The following is a 20,640-nucleotide window of genomic DNA, read 5'->3' as shown; positions in this document are numbered from 1 at the left end:
CATCATGAAAATAAATAAGAAAACGACCCAGATTTTGCTCCTCAGCGCTGCCTTAACCTTAAGTACTGCTGTCCCGGCCTTTGCCGACGACAGCAGTACCCCGCCGGCCAGCTCAGCCAATGTTTTGTCCACCGGCTCAGCTCCGGCATTGGGGCAAGTAAAGGTGACGGCCGACAGCTATTTTGAATTGAAGAATGTTACTATCCTGCCGGAAAAGGGCAGCAAGACGGTTACTTTTACGGTGAGCGTCCACAACGAGGGAAGCAGCGACCTGCTGTTTATCGACTACTGGCCTCACCTGAAGACAAAATCCGGCAACCAAATATCCGTCCGCATTCTGCCGCAGGATAAAGATAAGAACCGAATAACGCCCAAATCCGTTCAGGATATCAGCTTCTATGCCTCTGTGAACGAGAATACGGACCTGACCGACCTGATCTTTGAATTTATCAAATGGGATTTCAGTCAGCCGAATTTTGAACGCAGCATAGGTGAGATTGCCGTACCGGACAACTATTCCGTAGTTACGCCGGTCAATGATTCTCACAACATTAATATGGCGGGCACGGAGGTCAAAACCTCGATTAAAAAAATATTTATGACGAAGAACGAGAAGAATGTGACTCCAACCGTCGTACTGAATATGGAGAACGTCGGAAACCGTTCTGCGGCCGTGCCTGCTTATCAATTTTTAATTCGAACCAAGGAAGGCTACATGTACCCGCTCGATGCCAAGAACATAAAGGACTTGGTTATTAATCCGCAGGTAAACAAAGAGATCGAAATGACAGGCTCGATTCCAGTCGAGGTCAGTAAGGAAGGATGGCAGCTGGTCATCATTCAGAACGCTTCGGATTTAAAGCTGAATCTGCCTATAGCTTATTTCGAGCTGCCACAGGTATCGGAGCCTGATAGCGTTGATACCGGGATCGAGTACAAATTTACGAACAAGGAAGGAACCTATACCACCAAGCTGAATTCCCTTCAGCGTCTGCCGTTGGAGGATCAGGACATCTTATCCGCGAATATTACGCTAATGAACCAGGGCGAGAATTCACTGCCCATTCCGGAATTGACCGGCCATTTTCTCCTTGATGATAAGGTGAAGGTAGAGGCCAAGCTGATTCAGACCGACAAGGTAATAGGGCTTCCAGTTGGCGGCTCCAGCACGTTCCAATTTATTGGCAAGATGCCGTACACCTACCAATTCTCTACGGTCAAGCTTGTGCTTCAGGAGAAAACCGGAGAGAAGGAAACTGAGGATCTGCTGGAATTTGCTCACCGTTCCGAGCTGATGAACATGGCATACTACAATGTCGGAGAGACCTACAAAAACATCAATATCGGACGAAATGCCAGCTACCAGGTTCGCAATGTAAAAACCTATGCCGGAGATACAGCCGATATTTTCACAGTTCAGATGGAAGCCGTCAACCTGGAGAAGCGCTACACCGATGTAACGAAGCTGGTGGCGCAATTTAAGACAGCGGATGGCTCCGTCTATCCCGCTACGGTTTCGGAGATCAAGAATAAGATTACGCCGGGAGGAAAAGCGCTGCTTATTTTGTCCAGCACGCTGCCCAAAGGCTTCCCGACCTCGAATATGAATGTAATGATCGGCGAGGCTGTGACCGATAATAAATTCTCGACAAGTAAGGATGCACCGGATGCCTATGTGAATGCCGTCGGCTTCTGGCTTCCTTTGGAGAACTTCGAGGTCAAGGATAATTTATTGGATATCGACCTGCTGCCTTATACGCTTTCTATTAGTAAAATTAACACATGGCTCGACCGGGAGAAATTAAAGGTTACCTTCAATTACGAGCTGACCAAGAACTTATTGATGGAAACCAACACGGAAAGCCGCAAGCTGATCATCGGTCTCGAGGATGAGAATGGCAACAAATCGTTCACGCGGGAATTTGATTTCAAGGATTTTGACATGGTTGATGCTTCCGCGAATACGGAGACAAATAAGGATACCAAAATCAGGCTCGGCAAGCGGGATAAATTTGTTATTGAAGAGCAGGACCAGGACCTTATTTTCCATTTAGAAACATTAAAGACGTACAAGCTTAGCGTTTACGATTCCTATCAAGGACAAAAGAAATTGCTCGCTTCCCAAAAAATCGATTGGTTCTCTACAACGGACTAATCCTGAAGTTGAAAACCGCCAAGTCCATGCGTATAAGCATAGCAAGGCGGTTTTTTCTTGTGCCAATAAAGGGGCTAGGTTGCCATTTTGAAGCGATTGATAAGAGGGAGTTAGACCCATTTATAAATGAATGGTTAAATTTGTCTTGGAAGTATTGACACATTTTTCAAAACGAATTATGTTATTATCGTTAACAACATTCTTAACGATAATAAACAACAGTGAGGAAGAGTGATATGAAACCACCGCATCCGTCTTTTGCTGCCTTGAAGCAAAGCATTAGCAACCATATGTCTCTCTCTTTTGAGGCGGAAGGCTTCAGCCCGTTGGTTGGTAAAATTTTTGCTTTCCTATTGTCTGCGCCTAGGCCTGTAAGCTTGCAGGAAATGGCCGATGAGCTGGGAGTGACTAAAGCGGCAATCAGTGTACAGGTGCGAACGCTTGAAAAACATCTGATGTGCCATAAAATTCCGACAAGCAACGATCGCAAGGATTACTATTTTATCTCCGACGATATCTGCATGACGGCCCTGCAAGCGAACATACAGAAGATGAAGAGAATTCAACAACAAGTAGAACATACGCTACATATTTTCGAGCAGCTGGAAGAGATCGGAGAGGATGAGCGGGCATCCCATGATGCATGCAAAAAACGCTTTATTGAAATGCAGGCCATGTACGAAATGTTCTTGAATCGGCTTGACGGGCTGGAGGAGGAATGGAGTCAACGAAGGCGGCAAATATTCACTCAATTAGAATAGGGTCTTCGGTATGAAAAAAGACCAAAATTTATGAAAAAAAATGAAGGGGTAATGAAAAGCGCCTCGTCTAAAGGTTCAGTTAATGTAATGGAGGAGTAGAGATGAATAAATTAACCCAGTTTTCAATGAAAAACATTACGGCCGTCATCATCATCGTCCTTCTGCTGTTTGGAGGAGGCATTTATGCCGCCACCAGCCTGAAGGTTGAAAGCATGCCGGATATTTCGTTCCCGGTCGTATTGGTTAACACTCAATACACAGCTCCCCCCAAGGACGTTCTGGAGGACGTAACGAAGCCGCTGGAGAAGGCGGTTGCCGGCTTGGAAGGGATGAAGAATCTGACGTCGACATCAAGCGATAACTTCTCATCCATCGTCATCGAGCTTGAACAGGATAAGAAGCCGGAAGACGTCAAGAAGGACGTGGAGAGTCTTATCGCCAACGTCAAGCTTCCGCAAGGCTCGGAGAAGCCGAAGGTACAGACATTTGGTTTTGCGTCGCAGCCGGTATACTATTTATCCGCTTATGCATCAAACGGAATGAATCAGGAAGAGCTTGATAAAGTCTACAAGGACGTGATTCTTCCGGGATTTAACTCCTTGAAAGGCATCGATCACGTTGATTCTATCGGCAATCAGGAATCAGTGCTTACGATGAAGCTTGACATCAATGCCATCAACAACTATGGTTTGACCCCATCCGGAGTTTCCTCCAGTATTAAAGCCGCATTGCTCACAAGCCCGGCTGGATCCGTTGATTTCAACGGCAACACGCAAATGGTCCGGGTAAAGAGCGATCTGAACTCCATTTATAATCTGGAAAACATGAAAATCACGACGCCGAACGGCGATACCCTGCTGCTTAAGCAAGTAGCTAAAGTCGAGGCGATTACCGAATCGACTTTCTTATCGAGGCTGAACGGACAGCCGGCCATCGGCATTAACTTGTACAAAACGAAAAATGCCAACGCCGTAGAATTCGCAGCCGATGCCGACAAGCTGATGGCGCAGTGGAAAAAGGACTTCCCCAACATTACGTTTCACACCATCTACAATAGTGCTACCGACATTAAAGAATCGGTCAACGGTATGGTTCGCGAAGGCGGATTAGGAGCGATTCTTGCGTCCATTATGATTTTGCTCTTTTTAAGAAACGTACGGATGACCGTTATCGTACTCGTATCAATTCCGCTGTCGATTCTGGTGACCCTGCTCGTTATGGCTCCGCTAGACATTTCTCTTAATATTATGACGCTGGGCGGTATGGCCATTGCTGTCGGGCGTGTCGTGGACGATAGTATCGTTGTTATAGAGAATATATACAGCCAGCTGCAAAAAGCTCAGGAGCGTAACGAGTCCGTTATTAAGCTGGCAACCTCTCAGGTGGCATCAGCCATTACATCATCGACCATTACAACTGTAGGCGTATTTGGGCCTATTGCCTTCGTCGGCGGGGTGCTCGGGGAAATCTTCCGACCTTTTGCGATAACACTTGTTGTTGCTTTGCTCTCTTCCTTGCTCGTAGCCTTGACTGTCATTCCTATGCTTGCGAAGCTGCTGGTGCTTAGGAGCAAGCAATTCAAGCATCATGACGAGCATCAGATGGGAAAATTTTCGCTTGGCTACAAAAGAATCTTGCTATGGTCTCTCGGTAACAGGAAAAAAACGATTTTCCTTGCCATCCTGCTGTTCTTTGTCACCATCGCCGGTACCGTACCTTTCTTGGCAGTCTCGTTCATGCCGGAGAGCTCTACGGATAAGCTGATGCAAATTACGATCAAGATGCCCCGTGAAACGACCATCGAAAGCATGGATATGAAAGTAAAGGAAATCGAAGCGAAGCTGCTGGCCTCCAAGGACCCGGCAGGTCAACCTACGTTCGTCTACTTCGACGCATTGATCGGTTATGATCAGGGCGAGGATCGGATTCCGTACCGCAGCTCCATGTTTGCGGAAGCGTCTCCGGCCACGGATGCCAAACAGCTTGTTAAGGATTTGAAGGAAGAGATCTTGTATATGCTGCCTAAAGGCTCCGAGGCGGAGGTTCAGCTTTTGAGCTCAGGCGGGCCGCCATCCGGGGGAGCGGATTTCTCCTATATGCTGAAGGGCGATGATTTGCTCATGCTTTCCAAAGGTGCGGAGCTGGTTAAGGAGAAGATGAAGGAGTTCCCGGCCCTTATTGATATTAAAGATTCCTTGAGCGAATCGAAAACGGAAGTGGAAATCAGCGTTGACCAAAATAAAGCGCGCATTTACGGCTTATCCTCGGCTCAAGTTAACGAATCCGTTCACAGCTGGCTGGCCGAAGAGAAGATTGGCGACCTGAAGTTTGATAACACTACATTTAAAACGAAAATTATGCTGGATCCGAACTTCAAAAATTCCATCGACAAAATCGGGCGTTTCCAGGTTAAAACGCCAACCGGGGTAACGATCAATTTGAATGAAATAGCCAAGGTTCGGCAAATTGATGCGCCTGTAGCCATAACCAGGGAAATGCAAGAGCAGTATGTGAAGGTTACAGCCAAAATCGATAATGTCGATAAGGCCGGTATCAGCAAGCAAGTAGCCGAAGCACTGAAAACCGTTGACCTGCCTTCCGGTGTAAGAACGGAGGTCAAAGGGGTTTCCGACGACATTCAAGAGAGCTTCAGCCAAATGTTTGTCGCTATGGGAGCATCCATCTTTATTGTCTATTTGGTCATGGTATTGGCCTTTGGCAACGGCAGCGCGCCATTTGCCATTCTATTCTCCTTGCCGCTTGCCGCCATCGGCGGTTTACTAGGGCTATTGATTACTCACGAATCGGTTAACATCACCTCCTTGATCGGTTTTCTGATGCTGATTGGAGTCGTGGTCACCAATGCGATTGTTTTAGTCGATAGAGTGCAGCAGCTTCGTGAAGATGGCTATGAAGTGAAGGAAGCGCTGATTGAAGCGGGGTTGACGCGTCTTCGTCCGATTATTATGACGGCGGGAGCAACGATTATTGCTTTGCTGCCTCTCGGCTTGGGATTGTCCAAAGGAACTTTGATATCGAAAGGCCTCGCCGTAGTTGTTATCGGCGGTTTAACAACGTCTACCTTGCTAACTTTGATTGTCGTGCCTGTCGTTTATATCATGATCGATAATATCAAAAAAAGGTTTGGAAAGATGTTCAGAAAAAATAAAGCCACGTTGGAAGCGAACGCTGCTTCCGGAGCTAATTAATCGGGAACTCGGAAAAGGAGAAGAAGCTAATGAATCCGACATTTGCAAAAACGCTAAAACAAAGCACCAAAGTCATGGGGGCCGTAGTCATCAGCTCGGCACTGATCGCGGGGTGTACTTCCAAGCCTGCGGCTCAGCCCGAGGCAAGTGCAGCTGAAACGAAAATCAAGACCGTTAAAACAGCCAAGATTGAAAAGAAAAAAATCGGAGATCCACTCGAGCAGGTAGCCGACGTGGCCTCTTCCATTCAAGTGGATGTCGTGAACAAGGTTGGCGGCGACATTCTGGAAATATTGAAAAAACGGGGAGACTCGGTAGAAAAGGGCGAGGTTATTTTCCGGATCGATCCTACCGACGTGCAGCTGCAAAAGGAAAGAGCTCAAATCTCGTTAACCGGCAGCCAGCAGCAGTTGGTGAAATCCAAGGAGGATTTGGTCAACTCCCGGCAAGAGCTACAGAACGGGATCACCAAGCTTGAAACCTCAATTAAGGATACCGAGAAAAACTACAGCAAAATGCGCAACGACTACGATATGGGGCTAGTCACCAAGTTCCAGCTGGAGCAAATGGAAAGTCAGCTTAACAATCTTAAGCTTGACCTGGAAAACTCCAAAGCAAAGCTGAAAACATTGGATACGACCAATTCTTTATCCCAGGTGGAGCAGTCGCTGCAATCTTCTGAGCTATCCATCCGGGAAGCGGACCGGACGTTATCCAATATGGAAGTAAAGGCGCCGGTAAGCGGTGTGTTGACGGATCTCCCTATCGAAACAGGAATGACGCTGCAAGCGGGCTTCCGAGCGGCACAGGTTCAGCAGCTTGATCCGATCAAGATAAAAGCGGAGCTGACGGAGGATGCGGCGAACATGATCCGCGGGAAGCAGGAGCTTACCTTCTACGTACCGGGCACGACCGATAAGCAAACAGCCAAGGTGAGCTATTTGGCCGATGTGATGAGCGCTCAGTCCAAATCGTATTCCCTCGAGCTTGAAGTGCCGAATGCGGACCGCAAGCTGAAGCCTGGCATGAAGGCTCAGGTGCTGCTGTCCGAGGAGAAGGACCAAGTGGTTGTTACGGTACCGACCTTGAGCGTTGTACGTGAGGGTGGAGATACCTTCGTATTCGTCTTGGCCGGCGACTCGGTAGAGAAGCGTAAGGTTCAGCTTGGCCGTCTGAACGAGGCGGAGCAGGAAGTGATCTCGGGAGTGAAAGAGGGGGAACAGCTCGTCATCTCCGGGCAGAATCAGTTAAAAGATAAGGAAAAGGTAGAGCTTGCGAAATAATCGCATGAACTGGAGGAGAACCAAGTGAAAATGAACTGGAAAAAGACCGTAACATCCGTCGTCATTACGACCTCGCTAATGACAACAGGCTATACCGCGCTGGCTGCGGAACCTACAGAAACAGCTAATCTGGCGGCTCCGGCTGCTTCTTATACCCTAACCGATGCTTTGAGCGTGGATATCAAGAGTGTATTGAACGAGCATGTACTCGAGGGCACGAGAATCGGCGTTGTCGTTCGCATGAAAAACAACAGCGGAGCCATTACCCGGGTTCCTGAATACGAGCTTCGCGTCAAAACCGCTGACGGAGTCGAGTACACGCTGCAGCCCAGCGCCTCGAACCCTAAGTCTATCCAACCAAGAGCCAACACGGAATTGAGCTACATGTCTGTAATTGACAGGACGGACAACGTGACGCTGTCCGAAGTGAATTGGACCGATGTCGATTATTATGTATATCCGAAGACGGAAACTCTGATTGTAGCAGCTCCGATCGCCGGCCAGTCCTGGAAGGGCAGCGATATGGCGATCACCGATCCGATGGCCGTCAAAAAATGGGGAGAGACCTTCAAAATCGCATCCTTCGAGTCTCCCCTGGTATACACTCCCGTTAATATCGAGAAGGAAATGACAGATAAAGGAACGGTACAAGTTGTTCAGCTGTTAGTGAAGAATCCGTCGGAGGGAAGGGAGACGCTGCCGGACTTCACATTGGATGGCAAGTCAGACACGCAAGTGTATGCAGGCAAGAGAGTCGAGCAAGGAGACATCGTGCTGGAAGCCAAGGAACAAAAATATATTCATTACGCTATTTCTACCGATAATGACACGGTGCTTTCAAGCATCAACTTGCTGACACCGGAGAAGTTTGCCCAATCCGGAAACGGCGGACAGCCCACTTTGGTCAATTATAACGTCGGAAGGCTGAACATCTTACTTCAGTCCACTGGGGCAGGTACGGCTTATCCGGTTTATCAGATGGGCAGCGCCATGAAATTCGACAGCTTGAGCGATTTGATTCATCCGAACATGCAGGTATCCCTGGTAGAGTTTCATATGGATGCTAATGAAGAAGAGGGCTCAAAGAATGTGACCGCCAAGTTTAAGTTAACTAATAACAGTGATATGCCGATTGCGGTTCCGGAATTCCAGACGGATCTGGTCAGTGCTGACGGCTATACGTATAGCGGCAACCGCCAACTCATTTCAACCAAAAGCGTACTGCCGAACTCCAGCCTGGTTGTCTCTTATTCTTATACACTACCGAATTCAGAGCAGGGTAACGGGCTTGCATTAAAAGTACAGGATACCCAGAAGGCAGCTCCGTACAAAACAACGATTGCGGCTTATAGCGTTGTCCTTCAGCCGGATGAGCCGGAGAATGAATTTAAAGTATACCCATTTGGGGCAAAAGTAACCTACTGGACGATCACGCCTATTTTCAACCGGCTAGGCAATTCGCTAACCTATTCTTACAAAGCTAGATTTGATCTGGAGCTGACCCGCGATGAATCGGTTCAGGTTGATCCAAGCTTTTCCAAGCTGCAGTTTGAGATCTATGATCCTATCGGCCGGTTGATAGGTACGACGACTGGCAAGTTTATCGGTGCGGGAAGACTAGTAACCGGGGAAAATAACATTATTTTTGAATCCACGACCGAGCAGTTCGAACGACCTCTGACGATTCGCGTCTATGAGCTGTTTACAACACAAGCCGGTGAATCCAAACGTTTGCTGGGTGTATTTAAGCAATAATCCCTATGTCTTCAAGGAGGCTGCCTTCGGGCAGCTTCTTTTTTTCGCATAATATAATTATGAAATATCGGAAAGTTTGCAAAATGCCTGAATCAGTCCAAAAGATATCGCCCATAATATGGGTTTATTTCGCAAATATGGAGAAAGAAAAGAGGCGGGATGGAAAATAAGGCAATTGATTTTTGGATATGCTATATAGTAACACACTGAAATATGAATTAATCGGAGTGAACGAACATGAATTGGGTATATTGGGCTAAGCTGTACGAAAGCAAATTTCAGGCTGGCTGTCTTGCCAAGAGAATGGAAGAGGATTGGTGGATTTACGGCTACGAGTGCCCTCAAGAGGTTGAAGTGTACCGCTCCAAAAAAGGCCGTTTTGGGGTCCGTTACATCGTATAAAATTTTTTGTTATTTTTTTCTTGACAACTCTTCTATCTATATTGTATTATTGAGTTCGTCGCTAAGACAACTAGCCAACTAACGCGGGGTGGAGCAGCCCGGTAGCTCGTCGGGCTCATAACCCGAAGGCCGCAGGTTCAAATCCTGCCCCCGCAACCAAACCCATCTTGTGGGCCCTTAGCTCAGTTGGTTAGAGCGGTCGGCTCATAACCGATTGGTCGGGGGTTCGAGTCCCTCAGGGCCCACCACCATTGCAATTTGATCGTGGTCATCATCATGCTTTACATGTTTGCCGGAGTGGCGGAATGGCAGACGCACAGGACTTAAAATCCTGCGGGGGCGACCTCGTACCGGTTCGAGTCCGGTCTTCGGCACCACAATCATTCCATAGCGTACATAATAATCCCGTATGATTCATGCAGCAGCGTGAACCTTACGGGATTTTTTAATGGAGCAGGCCTTGAATTCGTTCCCCTACAAGGGCTTCCTGGGAAGCCCCCTTGTTTACGCAGAGAACAGCGGATGATCAAATTTTCTCGTTATTGTATTCCATTCTGGTATCTACCTGGATAGTCCACCGGCGTGAATCCAAGTCATAATCAATTTGAGGCTTATCTTTATCATAATACCAATATTTCCGAATAGGCTTACCTGGCTCTTCAATAAAATAAAACAAATTAAGATTCCATTTGTTATTCTCCACCAACGCAGCCGCCTCTGGCTCCACATCCTCGACTGTAAAGATCCACTCGCCTTCTTTTCCATCGAGAGAGAATGATTTCTGCTCCCCGCTGACATCGAACAGCATACGGCTGCCGATAGCATGCTTAATATAAAAATGAATTTTGGACATCCTCTTGTTCACTCCCCGCTTGATGACCTTTTTATGGTAAATCGATGAGCAGCAGCGTCGCACCTTGCTCTGTATTCAACGACAGATCGGTTTCATGAGTGATTCTAGCCGCATCCCGGCGGTTCAGATGATTCGACTTGTTAATAGATAAAGAGCCCTCTATCACGAAGATATACGTTCTGCGGTCCGGCTTTTGCTGGAATGTGATCGATTGTCCAGGATCCAGCTCAGATAAATACATCGTTAGATTTTGATGAATGTGTGCGATATGAGGTCCTGATGCGTCCGAAACGATAGGAAGCAGCCGATTTTTCATTAGAGCAGGATCATAGCTCGTCGTTTCGTAAGAAGGCTCTAACTGCCGCTGATTCGGTGTGAACCATATCTGCAGCAGCTCTACTTCCTCATCTCCGGGATTGACTTCCGAATGGATAATGCCGGTCCCCGCCGTCATTCGCTGGATGCCACCGAAGCCGGTGACTGCCTTGTGCCCCGTGCTGTCTTCGTGCTGCAGCTGGCCTCTCAATACAATGGAGACAATCTCCATCTCACGGTGGGGATGAGCGCCGAAGCCTCGATGTCCTGCAACCACATCGTCATTAAAGACGCAGAGAGGGCCGAACTCGGTATTATCCGGATCGTAGTAATCTCCGAAGGAGAAGCTGAAATTGCTTTGAAGCCAGCCGTGATCGGAAGAATAACGGGAATCGGCAGGATGGATTTGTATCATAAGATTTCACTCCTTTAGAAAATATAGTTGCTTATCTTTAGTATATAGAAAGGATAGAACAATTTCAATGATTGTCTTTCGGTTCTTTTTTCGATAATATGGACCATGATTGATAAAGAATTCCATTGGAAGAGAATGAGGAGGATATGAATATGGCAAGAACCAAACTGGAGCATGTCGGGGTTATGGTAACCAATTTAGAGCGTTCTATTACCTTTTATCAAAATATAGTAGGATTAACCTTGAAGGATACGCTGATTCATTCCAATGGTGTGATGAGGCTTGCTTTTCTTGGGTTTGGCCAAGCAGGAGAGACGGAGCTGGAGCTGATTGAGGGGTACAATGACCGGCTGCCCGTTGAAGGGAAGGTACATCATATTGCCTTCACTACAGACGATATTGAAGAGGAGTTCACGCGGATCCAGTCGCTTGATCTGAAGCTTATCGATTCGGAGATCACTACACTGCCTAACGGCTCGCGATACTTCTTCTTTCATGGACCTGACGGGGAATGGATCGAATTTTTTCAATCGACGAGATAAAAAAGCTTCGGATTACTAAGCAGGCTGGTTTTTCACAAACCGCAAGCAACCAGGAGGAGTGAAAGACCTTTGTCCAAGCAGGCAAGAGTTGAGGAAATTCAATATTTACGCGGCTTTGCTTTCCTGGCCGTCGTGCTTCAGCACGCGATTGGCCATTACGCTTATTTGCCCGAAACGGGGCTTGATAACGGCGCTGTACTCGGACTGCTGCTTATAGCAGCGAAGTTTGCCGTTCCGATCTTTATTTTTATTACCGGATTTGTCTTGTTCTACAATTATAAAGACAGGGTTCCCTTTGTTCCATTTATTCGTAAAAGGTTTAAAGATATCGTGCTGCCTTATTTGATCTGGTCTTCCTTGTACGCGATCTTTTTTGGAGATTTGGGTGCTGAATGGCGGGATATAGGCAAGCGGATTCTGCTTGACTGGGTGACGGGTAAAGCTTCATACCATCTTTGGTACGTTGTCATGAGCATTCAATTGTATCTGTTGTTCCCGCTCCTTCAAAGAGGTGTGCTGTGGATTTGGGAGAGAAACAAGCCTTGGATGCTTAGGGGTGGCTTTATTCTGTTGTGCCTAGCCTATATCGGCTTAACTATGAAAATAGGCGACATAAGTACCTCTGCCGAAGGCTGGCATATTCCGATTGTTACGCCCTTGTTCACCGAATATGCGGATCGTAATGCATTGTACTTCTTGCTTTATTTTATCATGGGCGCCGCGGCGGGTCTCAATATCCAGTTCTGGAAACCGTGGATGATGAAAACGAGAATGGTCTGGCTCTCGCTGTACCTTCTATGCAGTCTGGTATTATTCTACAAGATTGTTCATAGCTTTCCGACCGGGAACGGCTACGTGATTCAGTACAATGCGACATTGCTGCTTCAGCCATTTATGGTCGTATTTCTTCTGCTTTCCGTCATTGCCATGTGCATCATGGCGGTTTGGCTGCAAGAAGGGACTAGCGATGCCCTTCGCAGGTTATTCCATTATTTGGGCAAACATTCCTATGGAGCTTATTTGGCTCATGCATTAATGCTTACCTTCGCAACCGGCGCAGCGGATTATATGCTCCCAGGGGGAAATATTTCGATAAGGACCGCAGCGGCCTTCCTTCTATGCGCATTCTTATCGGTGCTGACAGCGGTGGTGTTGAGTAAGCTGCCTATCGGCCGATGGCTGGTTGGGGCCCCCGCACCCCGTAAGAAGATAGCTTAAGCTGCCGCTTTCCCAGTAACATACACAAAAGCCGGAGTCTTCGTCGGAAGCTTTCGGCTTTTGTTATATGCTTTCTGATTTGTGCAGCTTGCTGACAGTTGGGATCTACAGCATCCATGCAGCATTTACCATTGCATAAGCCAAGCCCTCTCAGGATATAATGGAACATACGTTCTGTATGGAGGGATGTCAGGTTGTTTAAGGAGCTTAAAAGGTATGCAGGCCGACAAGTCCACATCATCTATTGGGATCGGAAGGGAGCTATGACCCAGCGCCGGATTAGGATTCAAACGGTTGACGACATGCTGCTGCGTGCGTATTGCTGTGAGCGGAAAGCACCAAGGGTATTTGCCGTGAATCGTGTTTTGGCGGTTTTTCCCGCTAATGAAGAAGCTGTTTCATCTAGAAAATAATAAGCTTCACCGTGCTTTAAAGCGGGTACAATCCGGCTTCCGCCTACATAGTATACATCAACCCTAGTGTTGAGGTGATCGCTATGAGTGGCAAAAAAGTCAAAAAGAAAAACACTCCCGTTTCAAGCATTGATAAAAACAAGTTCAATATGAAAATCGTTACCTCTGATGTGTGCAGCCGATGCAGAAAATGCGAACGCGGACTCCGTTACCTGGAAAAAATGTCTCAGCCAGGCGCAATCGGAAAAGGAGTCCCCTGTATTTTAACGAAAGGTAAGGCATATGTCTGAACGATACAGGTGAGGGGGTCCGTAAACTGCGGACCTTTTTTTGGCTTTTAGCGAAATAGGAAGTACGTATAGCACACTAGCAGCTTATTTGGTAGAATCCAAACTCACTTTGGCAGGATCGAAGTCTATTTTTTTTACTTACATATATTGACTGCGAACAAATGTTTGGTATAATAGAAATAGAACAAGCGTTCCTATTAATGAGAGGGGTGTATGCTATGAATTCGAAAAAAGTTAGATTTATTGAACGTGACTATTACAGAACGTTGATGGTTAACAACAGCAGCTATTTAAGCGATAGTCAGATCGAAAAAATCCTTGATGCAGCCGGCACGCAATGGGCAGATCTCACTTTTAAATTTTTCGATGACGGTTCCTTAACCATCATTGATAATGATACGGATCAGCATGTCCCTCTCAAAGAGTTGAAGGGAGCCGCTTACGATTTTTATGTAAGGCAAAGAATATCCATGATACGTACGAATTTGGAGAACAAAATTTTACAGTCTGCTTGATGGCTAGGTTTACCGGCAGGATTTTGCCTCATCATATAAGTCCCTTTCCATTGTCCTTTTAAATACGTTATAGTTATGGGAAACGATGTAATCAGGGAGAAGGGTTTCAGAATGACGACAGAGTTCAGCATCAAATTGAAGCAGCTGAGGATGCAGCAAGACATCTCATTACGTAAGCTGGGGGAGAAAGCGGGTGTAAGCTACTCTATTATCAATTCGATTGAGAACGGGAGATTTCAGCCGACTCGGGAGACGGTAATCGCATTAGCTAAGGCTTTACGCTATGAATCGGTCTCAGACCTCCTGGTTCTTGCGGGTTATAAAGACGAACAATAAGTAGGTCATTGTGACTACGAAATTCGACAAAAACTTCCAAACTCCAGTATAATAGTAACAGATAGAGAGAGGAGAGACTTCCTATGTTACTAATTTGGAATGTTATAGGCTTGATTTTATTGAGTGCACTTCTTTACTTATCCCTTAAAACACTTCTGCAAAAGGTGGATTAGACGAACAAGATGCAGCAAGATCAACATAGGCCATTAGGTAAAACGGAAGATCAGGAAATCTTAAGACTTAACAGATTGATGCGCGATATCAAAAAAATAATAAATCATAAACAAGAACAGAGCATCTTAAAGAGGTATCTCCGTTACAGGAGGAAGCCGAAGACGAAGCCACAGGGATGGTCGTAGCCACTGGTTATATGCTCAAAATAGATTATTCATGGGAATGTATGAGTACAAATGAATGCGGTGAAAGGTTCACTAGCATTCTTTTTTTATATCGTATTTGCTAATAGATACTTTTTGAAATGGAAAAATAATGATAATATTGTAAGAATATAGAGAAAAGGTGTATAAGCGGATAAGGGACCTTTCCGAGTGGTAGATGAGAGCATTCCAATTCCTGCATGGTCAGAGAGGTGTAGTAGATTGAGAATGGCGTTTACTGTGGATGTTGAGGATTGGTTTTGCAGCCCGGAGTTATCTCTAAATGAATGGGAACGCTACGAAATCAGGTTGGAACGGCCGCTTCATCACATATTAGACCTGATGGAAGAGCGGAGTGCCCACGGCACTTTTTTTGTATTGGGCTGGATAGCCGAGAAAAGGCCGGATCTGGTGAAGGAAATCGCTCGAAGAGGCCATGAGATCGCATCGCACGGGTACTCCCACCGTCTGGTATACCATCAATCGGCCGATGAGTTCCGAGAGGATATCCGGAAGTCCAAGCACATATTGGAGCATATCACTGGCGAGCAGGTCCTTGGGTATCGGGCACCTTGCTTCTCTATAACGGAAGCGGCTTTGGATATATTATCGGAGGAGGGCTTTGTCTACGACTCCAGTATCATTCCGAATACACTGAACACCTCTTATTCCAAATTTAATTTAGCCCCATCCTTGCTGACTCCTTTCCGGATAAAACGGAATCTATGGGAAGTTCCGATGCCTGTTTTACCTGTTGGCAGGCTTAACATCCCGTGGGGCGGCGGAGGCTATTTTCGAATCTACCCCTATTGTCTCTTCTATAGCGGGGCCCGATCGATTATCAAAACAAACGGTTCGTTTATTTATTACACGCATCCGTATGATCTCGATGAGGGTCAACCGCAAATTTTCAATTCATCCTGGATTAACAGCCTCAGGAGATATTACGGTTTAAAAAATACGGCAAACAAAATAAGGCGCCTGCTATCTCATTTCACGTGTACCTCGATCCGCGAATATCATCCTGTCATTTTCGAGAGGAAGTAAACCGTTGTGGATATGAAAGCGCAAATTCTGCTGAACAATGGACTGCTGCGTAGTGTAGCCTTTATTTATGCCTGGGAGGAAGGATTACAGCTTACCGGAACCTCCGGTTTGCTTGAAGAAAACAAGCAAGTTCTCTTGGCTCATCGGATTGTATCGGAAGATTTGAAGCTATTGGACAAGCGATTCGGCTACACTTGTTATGAGCATTACCGTCAGAACCTCGAGCCGGAATATTTTGATACCTTGTTAATGAAGGAATCGATACATCGTGAATCCATATTAGATCTTTGCTGTGGAGGAGGCGCGACCATTCGGGCGCTGCTAAATCATGAGCCGCGGATTATCTATGGAGTAGATTCCGATGCGGAACAGCTGCAGCTGGTTCAAACGTTCTACAGCTCCATAAGGGGGACGAATACCCGGCTTGTCACCAAAGTGTCTGATGCACATAGCATTCCACTCGATAATGAGTGCGTTGATATGGCAGTCTGCCGGGTAGCCTTGCATTATTTGAATGAAAATCTTGTACTGACCGACATTTACCGCATCCTTCGCCCGCATGGAAAGCTGTTTTTGCTTGTTCATGGAATCGGCTATATCTATCATTACTTGTTTACTAGAAAAAGGATTTTTAGCAAACAGATGATTCACTTTCTCTATAATCATGGGGTACGACGCAACCCTATATTACACTCCCTAAATCAACGTTCGAGCGCAAAGGTGCTCACGATTCGTCAGGTAAGACGGCTCCTTGCCGATTCGGGATTTGTGAATGTGCAGGCTTACACGCACAGCAGCATGATGATATTAGGGAAACTTCCCGTATATTTCGCTGTTGTTGCTGAGAAGTAAAGGACGAATGACACGAGATCTTGAGACTAAGGAGAGATATTCTGTGGCAGAGCGTGTTGAATTAGTGAAACCGACGGCAGATTGGCAAAACGAATACATGGAGTTTTATCTCGAATGGAAGCGGAGCGGGGAACAGATGGTTCCGTGGGTTATAAGTAAGGATCCTTCCGATTTTCAGGGGATGCTGCGATCTCTTCAAGATAATGAGAAAGGCGATAACTTGCCCGAACACTGGGTTCCGGATTCTACCTATTGGCTGGTTACCGAATCCCAAAAAATCGTAGGAGCAGTGAACATCAGGCATCGCTTGACGGATAAGCTTCTTCAATCCGGCGGCCATATCGGTTATGGCATTCGTCCATCCGAACGGCGTAAGGGATATGCAACAAAGCTGTTGTCGTTAGCGCTGAATAAAGCAAAGGATTTAGGGATTCAGAAGATTCTAGTTGTCTGCGATGCTTGGAATATAGGGTCTGAGAAAACGATTCTACATAACGGCGGGATCGAGGATTCGAGCTATACAGAGGAAGACGGCAATATAATCAAGCGATTTTGGATTGAAGTATGAGCAGAGCGGGTTACTTGTCGTTCTAAATGGTTTGTGTTATAGCCATTTCTACATTCAGATGGGGTTAAATGCTTTTGAAGTGTCCTATCCTTTCCTGGAGGGTGGGCACTCTTTTTCTTTTAATTAAATGATTCCCAATATTTTTTTTTAGGAACTCTTCAGGCTTTACCTTGCATTACAAGACTAATGAAGTTATACTAACTACATCATTATCATGTAATGCAAGATATTTTATATCCATATACCTTGTATTGCAAGCTACCGGAGAAGGGGGGGAGTGATTTGTCATCAACAACACAAATGCTAAAGGGTATTATTGATGGATGTATACTGGCGATTATTGGAAAAAAAGAGGTGTATGGATATGAATTGGCAGAGGAATTGGGCAATTGTGGGTTTGAGTCCTTTAGTGAAGGGACCATTTATCCATTGTTGATGCGGATGCAAAGGGAAGAATTAGTTACATCAACACTAAAAAATTCAACAGCCGGACCAAAAAGAAAATATTACTCACTAACAACTAAAGGTGAGCAGGAATTGAAAAATTTCGTGGAACGTTGGACCGCGCTGCAGAACAATGTTAACAGAGTATTAGATTATGGGTCAGATACAAAGTTTGCAAAAGGAGATGAGATGGTTGAAGAATGAATTACAGCTTTCTAAAAAGAGCCGAGATTTCTTAGAAAACTTACGGTTATACTTATTTTCGAGTGGAAAAAATTCCGATGAAATCGAAGATATTGTAACAGAGTTAGAAATCCATTTATCAGAAGCCGAAAAAAATGGTAAACCCATCGAAAAAATTATTGGTAAATCACCGAAAGAGTATATGAAGATGGTTTCTAATGAAATGATCATAGACTATCGAGCATGGTTCAAATACATTTGCATCATCGTTTTCGGGTCGTTTTCATTTACGGTTTTCCCTGATTTATTAGAAGGAAACCTTTCCTATTCCGTCTTGGAAATTTTCGGGCATATTGTAATTGGCATTATATTTATTGCTTCTATTTTCACTGGATTTAAATATATTGCTTCAGTTCATCTATCTATCAAAAAGCAGGGAATGATCATATTCGGTATAGGGATACTGCCAATCGTTCTGTTTATTGGTTTAATCTACCTAAATAGAGCCATCGACACTCCCGTCATTCATTTTGGCCATACGGGGAGCTTGACTATCGGCGTAATCACAGCACTGTTGATAGTAGGCGTATCCATTTGGGCAAAATCATGGACTCTAATCATTATCATGGCATTGTTAACATTGCCAGATTATTTACTTAATCTAACGCCACTTCAAAATGAAACTCAACTCATCGTAAGTACGATTATAACCTTTGGTGGAATTGCCATTTACCTTTGGATATTATCTAAATCGGAAAAAGGTAGATGAGGATTGAAATCTGTAACTACAGACTCGTGGAAACTTAAATGAAAACCCTTATTTTCATTATAGTTTCCACGAGTGTTTTTTCGATAGCTATTATCATTTATATTTTGATGAACGTATTATAGAAATTAAACATAGTAAAATAACTATTGGGGAAATGATGTAGATTGTTGTCTGGGTAACGTTTGTATCATTTGGACTAACGGTAATCAAAATAATGACACTTGTTATTATGGTTAAAAAACTGGTTATATTGTCACTTTTCATTTAATCAACACCTTTCTTTTAAAGGGGAGATGCCATTGTTGGATAAAGAATTACTATTCAGTCTTGATAAAGTTCCAGAAGATCAAAAAGTCATCTTGAAAAATCAATACATTGAAAAATTCTTCTCAACAAACTGCGAGTATTACAAAAATTATGTAAATATCGGTGATGGATATTACCTTTGGTGCTGTTTTAAACGGCAAGGTCAGATCTATACTTTCTCCGTCGAAGAGTTTGGAATTGAAATGGATCGTACGGCCGCAAAAGATGTGTTCCTGTTCTGGGATCACCACATATTACCGGATCTTATGGATTTGGGGCGGAAGGAGTTGTTCACTTGTTCGAGTCAATTTTTGATTGATAATGTAAAAGCTTTTCCGCATGATTTTTACGTATTTGATAATACTTTAGAGTGGACAATCATTATGACTCACGAGTATCAGAATGAAACAGCGGATGGAGACAATGGATTCGTCATTAAATTGGAATAAAGTGTGGGGCTGCTTAACGAAAAAAAATAGTATGCAGAAATATCAACTTTTTCTGGGGAGCGGCAAATCCATTTAAGCCGAAATTACACTCAAATCCATAAATTCACATGGAATGTATCTTAATACGGTGTTTATATCTGCAGCATAAAAAGACACTCTCCTAACGAGGGTGTCTTTGCTTATATTCGGTTACTCTTCACTTATAACCTTCATTGGCCGAACTTTAAGGAATACGTCACATCCTCCGCATGCGTTGACATCAGGCGTTAAGGCGAAGGTTAGAGTCGCATGCTGCCTGCGTCAGGTAGTAGAGGGAGAATGAGGGAGGATTAGCCCTCCGATCAAATGCAGCTGTTGGAGGAATATGAAAGAAAGGGTCTGTAACTGGCTCTTGGAAAGCATACGGGCTACTTTCGCGATATAAATGTGTTGGAATATAGGTAACAAGTCAAACGAAATTACTAATTATATCAAATATTACTATATTAAAATAGTATTTACAAATTATTCTATATGTTATATTATTTATTTGTTCTTACCAAATATTAGGAGGATATTATAATGAAAAAATTTCTTCTATCAGCTGTAGCAGGAGTCGCACTATTAACCGGAGCAATTCAAGGCGCTAGTGCTAGCGAGGCAACTTCGGTTCAAGCACAATCTGTGATAAATCATCCTGCCATGTATATTTCTGTAGGGAGCACAACTTATCTGAAGTACATAGCCCAATCCTCCGCGTACAGCTTTCAACTGATTCCATATGGGGGAACATGGAGTATTGGTAAATACGATGGAATTGTTAAAAATCTTTCAGCCGGGTCATGCGCTGTTTATGCTTATGACATTAATGGAAACTTGACTGATACTTTTTACCTTGAAACTTGATTTCTACTTATAAATACTTTCTGAATTAGTCGAACAGTAATAAATTAGAAGGCCCAATTCACTGTTTTCTTTCTTGCTATTAGTAATGTAGCAAAAAGAATCCGGGGATGGGGTCTTCTTCTTCATCTTAGGATGTATCTTGAAATGCTTCAGTAATCCGATAAAGTGAAGCCTGGCAACGAAAAAAATAGGACCCACTAGCCCAATATCATTAAGTTAAGGCTGAGGGCCAAGAATCAAAAAAAGAGCAGGTTATCGAAAAGATAGCCCGCTCTTTTTTTGCACGAAATAGAGAAAA

General features: G+C 44.8%; 20 protein-coding genes and 3 tRNA genes. 21 read left to right on the top strand and 2 right to left on the bottom strand.

Going from position 1 to position 20,640, the window contains the following annotated elements; translation table 11 throughout:
* Positions 1-4 precede the first annotated feature (4 nt).
* The 9 genes from GGC63_RS12585 to GGC63_RS12545 all read left to right on the top strand — a co-directional run bounded on the left by GGC63_RS12585 (position 5) and on the right by GGC63_RS12545 (position 9,942).
* Positions 5-2,155, top strand: coding sequence for a hypothetical protein (locus GGC63_RS12585; protein WP_192702651.1), 2,151 nt, complete (start codon positions 5-7; stop codon positions 2,153-2,155).
* 236 nt (positions 2,156-2,391) lie between these two features.
* A complete protein-coding gene (locus GGC63_RS12580) occupies positions 2,392-2,916 on the top strand; it encodes a GbsR/MarR family transcriptional regulator (RefSeq protein WP_192702650.1) in 525 nt (174 codons plus the stop codon).
* A gap of 101 nt (positions 2,917-3,017) precedes the next feature.
* Positions 3,018-6,125, top strand: a complete 3,108-nt coding sequence (locus GGC63_RS12575; protein ID WP_192702649.1) for an efflux RND transporter permease subunit — start codon at positions 3,018-3,020, stop codon at positions 6,123-6,125.
* 29 nt (positions 6,126-6,154) lie between these two features.
* Complete coding sequence (locus GGC63_RS12570; protein WP_079910429.1) at positions 6,155-7,408, top strand: efflux RND transporter periplasmic adaptor subunit; 1,254 nt, start codon at positions 6,155-6,157, stop codon at positions 7,406-7,408.
* 30 nt (positions 7,409-7,438) lie between these two features.
* A complete protein-coding gene (locus GGC63_RS12565; protein ID WP_192702648.1) occupies positions 7,439-9,163 on the top strand; it encodes a hypothetical protein in 1,725 nt (574 codons plus the stop codon).
* 237 nt (positions 9,164-9,400) lie between these two features.
* Positions 9,401-9,565, top strand: coding sequence for a hypothetical protein (locus GGC63_RS12560; protein WP_179135985.1), 165 nt, complete (start codon positions 9,401-9,403; stop codon positions 9,563-9,565).
* A gap of 82 nt (positions 9,566-9,647) precedes the next feature.
* Positions 9,648-9,724: transfer RNA gene (locus GGC63_RS12555), tRNA-Met, on the top strand.
* A gap of 12 nt (positions 9,725-9,736) precedes the next feature.
* Positions 9,737-9,813: transfer RNA gene (locus tag GGC63_RS12550), tRNA-Ile, on the top strand.
* Between the two features lie 43 nt (positions 9,814-9,856).
* Positions 9,857-9,942 (top strand) — tRNA-Leu (locus tag GGC63_RS12545).
* 149 nt (positions 9,943-10,091) lie between these two features.
* Here GGC63_RS12545 and GGC63_RS12540 read toward each other — a convergent pair.
* Both GGC63_RS12540 and GGC63_RS12535 read right to left on the bottom strand, forming a co-directional pair.
* Entirely contained in the window at positions 10,092-10,418 is a 327-nt protein-coding gene (locus tag GGC63_RS12540; protein ID WP_192702647.1) for a hypothetical protein, read from the bottom strand.
* A 31-nt stretch (positions 10,419-10,449) separates the two neighbouring features.
* Positions 10,450-11,148: a pirin family protein gene (locus GGC63_RS12535; protein WP_192702646.1), complete on the bottom strand. Its 699-nt coding sequence runs from the start codon at positions 11,146-11,148 to the stop codon at positions 10,450-10,452.
* 152 nt (positions 11,149-11,300) lie between these two features.
* On the opposite strand from GGC63_RS12535, the gene GGC63_RS12530 reads away from it, so the two are divergent.
* From GGC63_RS12530 to GGC63_RS12480, 12 genes are all read left to right on the top strand, one after another.
* The gene (locus tag GGC63_RS12530; protein ID WP_192702645.1) at positions 11,301-11,690 is read left to right on the top strand and encodes a VOC family protein; all 390 of its coding nucleotides are present in this window, start codon (positions 11,301-11,303) and stop codon (positions 11,688-11,690) included.
* Positions 11,691-11,759: 69 nt separating this feature from the next.
* The gene (locus tag GGC63_RS12525) at positions 11,760-12,908 is read left to right on the top strand and encodes an acyltransferase (protein WP_192702644.1); all 1,149 of its coding nucleotides are present in this window, start codon (positions 11,760-11,762) and stop codon (positions 12,906-12,908) included.
* 496 nt (positions 12,909-13,404) lie between these two features.
* Complete coding sequence (locus GGC63_RS34455) at positions 13,405-13,611, top strand: hypothetical protein (protein ID WP_079910422.1); 207 nt, start codon at positions 13,405-13,407, stop codon at positions 13,609-13,611.
* A 218-nt stretch (positions 13,612-13,829) separates the two neighbouring features.
* Positions 13,830-14,126: a hypothetical protein gene (locus GGC63_RS12520; RefSeq protein ID WP_225948171.1), complete on the top strand. Its 297-nt coding sequence runs from the start codon at positions 13,830-13,832 to the stop codon at positions 14,124-14,126.
* Between the two features lie 111 nt (positions 14,127-14,237).
* On the top strand, positions 14,238-14,462 hold the full coding sequence (locus tag GGC63_RS12515) for a helix-turn-helix transcriptional regulator (RefSeq protein WP_192702643.1): 225 nt from the start codon (positions 14,238-14,240) through the stop codon (positions 14,460-14,462).
* Between the two features lie 605 nt (positions 14,463-15,067).
* Positions 15,068-15,886, top strand: coding sequence for a polysaccharide deacetylase family protein (locus GGC63_RS12510; protein WP_225948192.1), 819 nt, complete (start codon positions 15,068-15,070; stop codon positions 15,884-15,886).
* Between the two features lie 12 nt (positions 15,887-15,898).
* On the top strand, positions 15,899-16,738 hold the full coding sequence (locus GGC63_RS12505; RefSeq protein WP_225948191.1) for a class I SAM-dependent methyltransferase: 840 nt from the start codon (positions 15,899-15,901) through the stop codon (positions 16,736-16,738).
* 43 nt (positions 16,739-16,781) lie between these two features.
* Positions 16,782-17,306 carry a GNAT family N-acetyltransferase gene (locus GGC63_RS12500; protein WP_318781043.1) on the top strand — a complete coding sequence of 175 codons (525 nt, stop codon included), beginning with the start codon at positions 16,782-16,784 and terminating at the stop codon, positions 17,304-17,306.
* Between the two features lie 282 nt (positions 17,307-17,588).
* Positions 17,589-17,954, top strand: a complete 366-nt coding sequence (locus tag GGC63_RS12495) for a PadR family transcriptional regulator (protein WP_192702639.1) — start codon at positions 17,589-17,591, stop codon at positions 17,952-17,954.
* Positions 17,944-18,702 carry an HAAS domain-containing protein gene (locus GGC63_RS12490; RefSeq protein WP_192702638.1) on the top strand — a complete coding sequence of 253 codons (759 nt, stop codon included), beginning with the start codon at positions 17,944-17,946 and terminating at the stop codon, positions 18,700-18,702. Before GGC63_RS12495 ends, GGC63_RS12490 begins: the two co-directional genes overlap by 11 nt.
* 302 nt (positions 18,703-19,004) lie before the next feature.
* The gene (locus GGC63_RS12485; protein ID WP_192702637.1) at positions 19,005-19,457 is read left to right on the top strand and encodes a hypothetical protein; all 453 of its coding nucleotides are present in this window, start codon (positions 19,005-19,007) and stop codon (positions 19,455-19,457) included.
* Positions 19,458-20,018: 561 nt separating this feature from the next.
* Positions 20,019-20,342 (top strand): hypothetical protein, encoded by a 324-nt coding sequence (locus GGC63_RS12480; protein WP_192702636.1) that lies wholly within the window; start codon positions 20,019-20,021, stop codon positions 20,340-20,342.
* Positions 20,343-20,640 lie beyond the last annotated feature (298 nt).

Source organism: Paenibacillus sp. OAS669, from assembly GCF_014873645.1.
Classification (GTDB): Bacteria; Bacillota; Bacilli; order Paenibacillales; family NBRC-103111; genus Paenibacillus_S; species Paenibacillus_S vulneris.
The sequence above is the reverse complement of the archived record's forward strand: the minus strand, read 5'-3'. Positions and strand labels throughout refer to the sequence as shown.

What these genes read in the sequence shown, in the direction of transcription:
- GGC63_RS12585 (WP_192702651.1), top strand. Translation starts at nt 5, where the DNA reads ATGAAAATAAATAAGAAAACGACCCAGATTTTGCTCCTCAGCGCTGCC.
- GGC63_RS12580 (WP_192702650.1), top strand. Translation starts at nt 2,392, where the DNA reads ATGAAACCACCGCATCCGTCTTTTGCTGCCTTGAAGCAAAGCATTAGC.
- GGC63_RS12575 (WP_192702649.1), top strand. Translation starts at nt 3,018, where the DNA reads ATGAATAAATTAACCCAGTTTTCAATGAAAAACATTACGGCCGTCATC.
- GGC63_RS12570 (WP_079910429.1), top strand. Translation starts at nt 6,155, where the DNA reads ATGAATCCGACATTTGCAAAAACGCTAAAACAAAGCACCAAAGTCATG.
- GGC63_RS12565 (WP_192702648.1), top strand. Translation starts at nt 7,439, where the DNA reads ATGAACTGGAAAAAGACCGTAACATCCGTCGTCATTACGACCTCGCTA.
- GGC63_RS12560 (WP_179135985.1), top strand. Translation starts at nt 9,401, where the DNA reads ATGAATTGGGTATATTGGGCTAAGCTGTACGAAAGCAAATTTCAGGCT.
- GGC63_RS12540 (WP_192702647.1), bottom strand. Translation starts at nt 10,418, where the DNA reads ATGTCCAAAATTCATTTTTATATTAAGCATGCTATCGGCAGCCGTATG.
- GGC63_RS12535 (WP_192702646.1), bottom strand. Translation starts at nt 11,148, where the DNA reads ATGATACAAATCCATCCTGCCGATTCCCGTTATTCTTCCGATCACGGC.
- GGC63_RS12530 (WP_192702645.1), top strand. Translation starts at nt 11,301, where the DNA reads ATGGCAAGAACCAAACTGGAGCATGTCGGGGTTATGGTAACCAATTTA.
- GGC63_RS34455 (WP_079910422.1), top strand. Translation starts at nt 13,405, where the DNA reads ATGAGTGGCAAAAAAGTCAAAAAGAAAAACACTCCCGTTTCAAGCATT.
- GGC63_RS12520 (WP_225948171.1), top strand. Translation starts at nt 13,830, where the DNA reads ATGAATTCGAAAAAAGTTAGATTTATTGAACGTGACTATTACAGAACG.
- GGC63_RS12515 (WP_192702643.1), top strand. Translation starts at nt 14,238, where the DNA reads ATGACGACAGAGTTCAGCATCAAATTGAAGCAGCTGAGGATGCAGCAA.
- GGC63_RS12510 (WP_225948192.1), top strand. Translation starts at nt 15,068, where the DNA reads ATGGCGTTTACTGTGGATGTTGAGGATTGGTTTTGCAGCCCGGAGTTA.
- GGC63_RS12505 (WP_225948191.1), top strand. Translation starts at nt 15,899, where the DNA reads ATGAAAGCGCAAATTCTGCTGAACAATGGACTGCTGCGTAGTGTAGCC.
- GGC63_RS12480 (WP_192702636.1), top strand. Translation starts at nt 20,019, where the DNA reads ATGAAAAAATTTCTTCTATCAGCTGTAGCAGGAGTCGCACTATTAACC.